The 7,237-nt window shown below is 73.7% G+C and carries 4 protein-coding genes; 2 read left to right on the plus strand and 2 right to left on the minus strand.

Annotation, left to right across the window (positions count from 1 at the left end; translation table 11 throughout):
* Window positions 1-716: maltotransferase domain-containing protein (locus ACFE60_RS16085; RefSeq protein WP_375389871.1), on the minus strand; the 716-nt coding region annotated here is incomplete at its 3' end.
* A gap of 132 nt (window positions 717-848) precedes the next feature.
* Between ACFE60_RS16085 and glgP the strand changes: the two genes are divergently transcribed.
* Window positions 849-3,431 carry an alpha-glucan family phosphorylase gene (gene glgP / locus ACFE60_RS16090; protein ID WP_375389872.1) on the plus strand — a complete coding sequence of 861 codons (2,583 nt, stop codon included), beginning with the start codon at window positions 849-851 and terminating at the stop codon, window positions 3,429-3,431.
* Between the two features lie 269 nt (window positions 3,432-3,700).
* Here glgP and glgX read toward each other — a convergent pair whose 3' ends face one another.
* Window positions 3,701-5,722 (minus strand): glycogen debranching protein GlgX, encoded by a 2,022-nt coding sequence (gene glgX / locus ACFE60_RS16095; RefSeq protein WP_375389873.1) that lies wholly within the window; start codon window positions 5,720-5,722, stop codon window positions 3,701-3,703.
* Between the two features lie 20 nt (window positions 5,723-5,742).
* On the opposite strand from glgX, the gene ACFE60_RS16100 reads away from it, so the two are divergent.
* Complete coding sequence (locus ACFE60_RS16100) at window positions 5,743-6,879, plus strand: cysteine desulfurase family protein (RefSeq protein WP_375389874.1); 1,137 nt, start codon at window positions 5,743-5,745, stop codon at window positions 6,877-6,879.
* Window positions 6,880-7,237 lie beyond the last annotated feature (358 nt).

The following is a 7,237-nucleotide window of genomic DNA, read 5'->3' on the forward strand; positions in this document are numbered from 1 at the left end:
TCGCTGGGCGTGGTCGACGGCCCCGCGGACGGCGCCGAGGCCGCCGGAGCCGAGGGCGACCCCGCGGGAGACGAGGCCGGCTTGCTCGGCGCGTCGACCTGCGCCCTGGCCACCTGCACGGCCAGATCCGCGTCGCGGCTGGCCCGCCGGCGCGACAGCTCGGCCTCCAGCTCGTCGTCGGAGAGCGAGCTCAGCTTGCGACGCGGGTCGATGTTGTCCGCGGCCCGCTCGAGCAGCCGGGCGCCCTCCTCGAGCATCAGCGCGACGTCGATGCCCGCCGGGATCTTGATGCCGGCGTCGTGCAGCCAGGTGCCCCAGTCGTCGAGCCAGGCCTCCACGTGCCAGGTCCACGGCCCGACCTCGTCCACCTGCAGCGACGCGGTCCACCGGCCCAGGCCGGGGTTGACTTGCACCATCGGCCGGCGCACGACGCGGCCGGACGGCGCGGTCAGCACCACCGCCGCGTCGATGACGTCGTGCCCCTCCTTGAACACCGTCGCCGAGAACGGCACCACCTCGCCGTCGAAGGCCTTGGCGGGCCAGAGGTCGTCCGGCTGCTGCGGGGAGAGGTCGAGCACCGGGATGCGACCCAGCACGGGCGTCCACGGCGGGGTCTTCTTGGCGGGGCGGCGCACCGCTGCGGAACGGGTGCCCGTGCTCCGGGACCGCGTCCTCGCGGGGATGCCGCCATCGGCCGCTGCCTGGGTGTCAGCCACGTGCTCACCATAGAAGAGGTGCATGGGAGGTGCGTGGACGGGCCTCCTCGCGGCTCCCCGCAACCGTTTGCATCGGCGACACGTCCCTCCCGTAGGGTGACCGGAGCCACGAGGATGAGGAGTCCCGCCGCAGTGAAAGCCATCCGCCGCTTCACCGTCCGAACCGTGCTGCCGGCATCGCTGTCGGCGCTCGACGAGCTCGCCGCGAACCTCCGCTGGTCGTGGCACGAGCCCACGAGGCGCCTGTTCGAGGAGATCGATCCCGAGATCTGGCGCACCATCGCCGGCGACCCGGTCGCGCTGCTGGGGGCGGTCAGCCCCAGCCGCATCGGCGCCCTCGCCGCCGACCCGGACTTCGTCGGGCGGGCGAACGCCCTGCGCGAGGACCTGGCGACCTACTGCAGCGAGCCGCGCTGGTACCAGTCGCTCACCTCGGCTCCCGGCCACATCGCCTACTTCTCGCCCGAGTTCGGCATCGCCGCCGCGCTGCCGCAGTACTCGGGCGGCCTCGGCATCCTCGCCGGCGACCACCTGAAGAGCGCGTCCGACCTGGGGCTGCCGCTGACCGGCATCGGCCTGTTCTACCGCGCGGGCTACTTCAAGCAGTCGATCTCCGCGGACGGCTGGCAGCAGGAGGCGTACCCGGTCCTCGACCCGGACGGCCTGCCGCTCACGCTCACCCGGCACGCGGACGGGGCGCCGGCCCTGGTCTCCCTCGCGCTGCCGTACGGGCGCACGCTGCACGCGCGGATCTGGCAGGTCGCGGTCGGCCGCGTCACCCTGCTGCTGCTCGACACCGACATCCCGGAGAACGAGGACGCGCTGCGCGACGTCACCGACCGCCTGTACGGCGGCGGGGGCGAGCACCGGCTGCTGCAGGAGGTGCTGCTCGGCATCGGCGGCGTGCGCGCGCTGCGGATCTGGACCGAGCTGACCGGGCACCCCGAGGCGGAGGTCTTCCACACCAACGAGGGCCACGCGGGGTTCCAGGGCCTCGAGCGGATCTCGACCCTGATCCACGACGGGCTGTCGTTCGCCGAGGCGCTGCAGGTGGTGCGCGCCGGCACGGTCTTCACCACGCACACCCCGGTGCCCGCGGGCATCGACCGCTTCGACCGCGGCCTCATGCAGCAGTACTTCTCCGGCGACCTGCTGCCCGGCGTCGACGTGTGGGAGGTGCTCGCGCTCGGCGGCGAGAACTACCCCGGCGGCTCCGGCGACGTGTTCAACATGGCGGTGATGGGCCTGCGGCTGGGGCAGCACGCGAACGGCGTCTCCCAGCTGCACGGCGAGGTGAGCCGCGGCATGTTCAGCGGGCTCTGGCCGGGGTTCGACGCCTCCGACGTGCCGATCACCTCCGTCACGAACGGCGTGCACGCGCCCACCTGGACGGATCCGCTGCTGCTCCAGCTGGCGCAGGACCAGCTGGGCACCTCCGACACGACGGCCGCGGACTGGGCGGGGCCCGGTGTCTCGGACGCCGACCTCTGGCGGGTGCGCGGCACGATGCGGGCGAACCTCGTGGCGGACGCCAGGCGCCGCGTCACCGCCGCCTGGCACGAGGAGAACCCCGGTGCCTCCGCCCCCGCGTGGTTCCAGGACCTGCTGGACCCCGAGGTGCTCACCATCGGCTTCGCCCGACGGGTGCCGACCTACAAGCGCCTCACCCTCATGCTCGAGGACGAGGACAGGCTGATCTCGCTGCTGACGCACAAGAAGCGGCCCATCCAGATCGTGATCGCCGGCAAGTCGCACCCCGCCGACGACGAGGGCAAGCGCCTGATCCAGAAGCTCGTGCGGTTCACCCAGGACCCCGAGCTGCGGCGGCGCATCGTGTTCCTGCCGAACTACGACATCGCGATGGCGCAGGTGCTCTACCCGGGCACGGACGTGTGGCTGAACAACCCGCTGCGCCCGCTGGAGGCGTGCGGTACCTCCGGCATGAAGGCGGCGCTGAACGGCGCGCTCAACCTGTCGATCCTCGACGGCTGGTGGAACGAGTACTACGACGGCGAGGACGGCTGGGCGATCCCCACCGCCGACTCGGCCGGCGACGCCGCCGAGCGCGACAAGCTGGAGGCGGACAGCCTCTACGACCTGATCGAGAACCAGATCGCGCCGCGGTTCTACCGTCGCGACGCGAACGGCGTCCCGACCCGCTGGCTGAAGTCGGTGCGGCACACGCTGGCCACCCTGTCGCCGGAGCTGTCCGCCGACCGGATGGTCCGCGAGTACGTGCAGCGGCTCTACATCCCGGCGGCGGCGGCGGCCGAGGCGATCAGCGTCGCCGACTACGCCGGCGGGCGCGAGCTGGCGGCGTGGAAGCACGTCGTGTCCTCCGGCTGGAGCGCGGTCTCGGTCGTGCACGTCGAGTCCGGCGGGCTCGCGCGGGTGCCGCAGGTCGGCGACCGCCTCCACGTGCGCGCGCAGGTGCAGCTGGGGACGCTCGCGCCCGAGGACGTGGCGGTGCAGGTCGTCTACGGCACCTCCCGCGAGGGCGACGACCTGGAGAACACCGCGACGGTGGAGCTGGCCCCGCTGGAGGAGGACGCGGTCGCCGCGACCGGCCCCATCGCGCTCGACGGCTCCCAGACCTTCGCCGGCACCGTGACCCTCGCGCGCCCGGGCTCCTTCGGCTACAACGTCCGCGTCGTGCCGAAGAACGCGTACCTGGCGGACCCGGCCGAGATGGGCCTGGTCGCCGTCGCGCACTGACCGAGCACTTCAGCAGGAATTCCGGAGTCCTTCAGCAGGAACAACTCGCTTCAGCAGGAAGAACTCGCCCGATTCCTCCTGCCGTAGCGAGTTCTTCCTGCTGTCGTGCTCCGCGTCAAGCGAGCTCGGGCGTCACGTCATCCGCCCACGACACCTCCGGAGCACGACAGCAGGAACTTCTCGCAACGGCAGGAAGAACTCGCCCGATTCTTCCTGCGGAAGCGGATTCCTCCTGCTGACGTGCTCGTGGATTCCTGCTCAGGTGCGCGCTAGCGGGCGGCGTACAGGAGCAGGGTCGGGCCGTCGATCTGGATGTGCTCGCCCGGCACCGAGTGCAGGCCGAACGCGGTGTCGTCCGCGCTCGTCCACAGCAGCTCGTAGTCCGTGATGCCGTCGTGCTCCGGCAGCGCGGCGCGCATCGTCGTCTCGTCGCCGTGCACGACGAGCAGGGTCGCGTCGGCGCCCGCCTGCGCCAGGTACTGCAGCGTGCGGTTCTCCGGCGTCGTCCACGCCGCTTCGTCCATCGCGACCCCGTCGGGGGTGTACCAGTGCATCCGGTTCTCGCTCGTGTCGGAGGCGTGCGTCGCGGGCCGCAGGGCGGGGTGCTCCCGGCGGATGCGGATCAGCCGCTTCACGATCGCCTGCAGGTCCGACTGCCACTCCGCGGGGTTCCAGGAGACCCAGTTGACCGGCGCGTCCTGGCAGTAGGCGTTGTTGTTGCCGCGCTGCGTGCGGCCCACCTCGTCGCCGGCCAGCAGCATCGGCACGCCCGCGGACAGCAGCAGGGTGCCGAGCAGGTTCCGCATCGCGCGCTGGCGGTCGGCGACGACGCGCTCCACCCGGGTCGCGCCCTCGATGCCGAAGTTGAACGACCGGTTGTTGTCGGTGCCGTCGCGGTTCGACTCGCCGTTGCCCAGGTTGTGCTTCGCGTTGTACGACGTCAGGTCGCTCAGCGTGAAGCCGTCGTGGGCGGTGATGAGGTTGACGCTCGCCAGCGGGCCGCGCTCGGGGGAGAAGTGCCAGGAGGATCCGGCCAGCTCGTTCGCGAGCGCGCCGATCCCGGTGCGCGCGAGGCCGCCGTGCCGCGTGATGACGGTGTCGGTCAGCCAGAAGTCGCGCACGGTGTCGCGGTAGCGGTCGTTCCACTCCGACCAGCCCGGCGGGAAGCCGCCGGTCTGCCAGCCGCCGAGGCCCACGTCCCACGGCTCCGCGATCAGCTTCACGTCCGCGAGCGCCGGGTCGGCCAGCAGCTCCTGCAGCAGCGGCGCGTCCGGCGTGTAGGTGACGTGCTCGTCGCGGCCCAGGGTCACGGCGAGGTCGAACCGGAAGCCGTCGATCTGCACCTCCTGCGCCCAGTACCGCACCGAGTCGTGGACGAGGCGCCGCACCTGCTCCTGCGAGCAGTCGAGGCTGTTGCCGCACCCGGTGGTGTCGATGTAGCGGCCGTCGTCCTGCCGGTAGTAGGTGCTGTTGTCGATGCCGCGGAAGCTCTGGATCGGGCCGGAGGGACCCTCCTCCGCTGTGTGGTTGTAGACGACGTCGAGCCACACCTCGATGCCCGCGGCGTGCAGGTGCTTGACCATGCCCTTGAACTCGTCCAGCACCGCCTGCGGCCCGGAGGACTGCGCGGGGAGGGAGGCGTACTGCGCGTGCGGCGCGAAGAACCCGACGGTGTTGTAGCCCCAGTAGTTCACGAGGCCCTGCTTCATCAGCCGCTGCTCGCTGCCGAACTGGTGCACCGGCAGGAGCTCGATCGCGGTGACGCCGAGGTCCTTGAGGTAGGCCACCGTGGACTCGTGCGCCACGCCGGCGTACGTGCCCCGCAGCGCCCGCGGCACCGAGCGCAGCTGCTTCGTGAGCCCCTTCGCGTGCGCCTCGTACACGACGGTCTCCGCCAGCGGCACGTTCGGCTTGCGCACGTCGCCCCAGTCGAAGTCGTCCTCGACGACGACGCTGCGCCACGAGTCCTGGTCGATCCGCACGATCCCGCGCGCGTACGGGTCGAGCAGCTGCCGCGACCGGTCGAACGCGTGCCGCGGGCCGTCGGGTCCGCCGACCTTGACGGCGTAGCGCCGACCGGGGGTCAGCAGCGCCGAGCCGCCTGTCCAGACGCCGTCGTCGCCGCGCTTCATCCGCACGGTCCGCTCGACCCAGGAGGGGTCCCGCTCGCTGAGGAGGCAGAGCTCCATGCTGGTCGCGGTGGCGCTCGCCACCCGCAGGACGCCGCCGTCGAGGCCGACGCGGACCCCGAGGTCGCGGAAGCGGTCGGTCGCGACGGGCTCGGCCTGCACGCGCCTACCCTAATGACGCCATGGGCGCCTACCTCGACCACGCGGCGGGCACCGCGCTGCGGCCCGCGGCGGCCGCGGCGCTCGCGGCGGCCCTGGGCACGGTCGGCAACCCCTCCTCCGTGCACCGGCACGGCCAGGTGGCGCGCGCCCTGCTCGAGGAGGCGCGCGAACGGCTGGCCGCCGCCGCCGGCTGCGAGCCCGTGGAGGTGCTGCTCACCTCCGGCGGCACGGAGGCGGTCAACCTGGCCATCACGGGCGCCTGGCGCGCCCGTGGGGGAGCCCTGCTCGTGCCGGGCGGCGAGCACGCGGCGACGGTCGGGACCGCGGAGGCGCTCGAGCGCGCGGGCGCGACGGTCGTGCACCTGCCGGTCGACGGGGAGGCCCGGCTCGCGCCCGCGACCGTCGCCGACGCGGTGCAGCGGCAGCCCGGCGCCGCGCTGCTGACGGTGCTCGCGGCGAACAACGAGGTCGGGTCCGTCAACGACGTGCCGGCGCTCGTCGCGGCGGCGCACGCGGGCGGCGTCCCGGTGCACGTGGACGCGATCGCCGCCTTCGGCTCGGTGCCGACGCGGTTCGACGGGTCGGGCGCCGACCTCATGAGCCTCTCCTCGGTCAAGATCGGCGGTCCGGCCGGCATCGGCGCGCTGCTGGCCGGCCGGTCCGCGCCGACCGCGCCGCTGCTGCACGGCGGCGGGCAGGAGCGGGGGCTGCGCTCCGGCACCCCCTCCGCGGCGCTCGCGCTCGCCTTCGCGGTCGCGGCGGAGGAGGCGGTCGCCGACCTCGACGCTGAGGCGGTGCGGCTGGCCGCGCTGCGCGACCGCGCCCTCGCCGGCGTCCTCGCAGCGCTACCCGGCGCGGTCGTCCGCGGCGCCGCGCCCGGCCCCGACCGCCTCCCAGGGAACCTCCACGTCACGGTCGAGGGGGCGGAGGGGGAGTCGCTCCTGCTCCTGCTCGACGCCGCCGGCGTCTCGGTCAGCACCGGGTCGGCCTGCCTCGCGGGCGTCACCCGCGTCTCGCCCGTGCTGCTCGCGATGGGGCTGCCGGAGGCGACGGCGCGCGGCGCGCTGCGGATCACCTTCGGGCACCCGTCGGGCGAGGACGACGTGGACGCGCTGCTGGCCGCGCTGCCGCTGCTCGCCCCAGCCCTTCCTCGTTGAGGCTCGTCTCGCGACACGCCGGACCGCGAGCGCGAACGCGGGGCGCGGCGGCGGATCCGGCCTGAACGAGCGAGGCCCCGGACGGGGGGATGCGGGCGGGCGGAGCCGCTCGTAGGTTGGCGAGGTCGAGTCCCCGCTCGGCACGGCGCCCCCACCCACGGCGCCGCAGCACCCCACCCGAAGGTGTCCCCCCTCGTGCCCTCCTCCCTGCGGAGCGCGCGCGCCCGCGCGCTCCCCGTCGTCCTCGCCACCGCCGCCGCGGTGGTCGTCTCCGGCCTCGCCGCGGCGCCCGCCGCCGCCGACGAGCGCCGCGTCGCGCTGCCCGGAGCCCGGCCCACCGTGTCGGCCGCCGCGATCG

The sequence above is a fragment of the uncultured Amnibacterium sp. genome, from assembly GCF_964245895.1.
Taxonomy (GTDB): Bacteria; Actinomycetota; Actinomycetes; order Actinomycetales; family Microbacteriaceae; genus Amnibacterium.